The sequence below is a fragment of the Oceanospirillum linum genome, from assembly GCF_001995095.2.
GTDB classification, from domain to species: Bacteria; Pseudomonadota; Gammaproteobacteria; order Pseudomonadales; family Halomonadaceae; genus Oceanospirillum; species Oceanospirillum linum.
Window position 1 is genome coordinate 1 of the sequence record NZ_MTSD02000021.1, and the last position, 969, is coordinate 969.

Sequence of the window (969 nt, forward strand, 5' to 3'; positions counted from 1 at the left end):
GAGACTGCCGGTGACAAACCGGAGGAAGGTGGGGACGACGTCAAGTCATCATGGCCCTTACGAGTAGGGCTACACACGTGCTACAATGGCCGGTACAGAGGGCTGCAATATCGCGAGATGGAGCTAATCCCACAAAACCGGTCGTAGTCCGGATTGGAGTCTGCAACTCGACTCCATGAAGTCGGAATCGCTAGTAATCGTGAATCAGAATGTCACGGTGAATACGTTCCCGGGCCTTGTACACACCGCCCGTCACACCATGGGAGTGGGTTGCTCCAGAAGTGGCTAGTCTAACCTTCGGGAGGACGGTCACCACGGAGTGATTCATGACTGGGGTGAAGTCGTAACAAGGTAGCCGTAGGGGAACCTGCGGCTGGATCACCTCCTTAAACGACATCTCCAGGTTATCCCGGTAAAGTGTCCACATGAATTATCTGACTGAAGAATAAAGAAGAGCACAGTCGCTAGGCTGAACGTAGGCTTGTAGCTCAGCTGGTTAGAGCGCACCCCTGATAAGGGTGAGGTCGGTGGTTCAAGTCCACTCAGGCCTACCAAATCGTTCCTACTCTGCGTTATTTAAAGACTCGTTTAGCAGGCTAAACGTTCGCCTTTAAATGCCTTGATTAAAAACGATTGATAACCGAATAGATTGGGGCTATAGCTCAGCTGGGAGAGCGCCTGCCTTGCACGCAGGAGGTCTGCGGTTCGATCCCGCATAGCTCCACCATCTCGGTGACTGAATACACACGAAAGTGAGCATAACAAAACATTGTCTGTTTTTAATGTCTGCTACAGATATTGAATCACAACAGTTCAGTGATTTTCTTATGTTTTCTTTGTCTCTTTTGATTAAGAAGACCGCTCTTTAAAAATGTAGATTAATGCCAATTAAAGATACTTTGCATATTTTGTATTGCAGATTATTGAAAATTGAATCCAACTAAAATGTTGGGTTGTCTTTTACTTGTT

General features: G+C 47.2%; 2 tRNA genes and 1 rRNA gene. All 3 read left to right on the forward strand.

From position 1 onward, the window contains the following. Nucleotides 1-389 (forward strand): 16S ribosomal RNA (locus tag BTA35_RS16400); the annotation flags it as partial. 88 nt (nucleotides 390-477) lie between these two features. After that, nucleotides 478-554 (forward strand) — tRNA-Ile (locus BTA35_RS16405). Between the two features lie 97 nt (nucleotides 555-651). After that, a tRNA-Ala gene (locus tag BTA35_RS16410) sits at nucleotides 652-727 on the forward strand. Nucleotides 728-969: the final 242 nt, after the last annotated feature.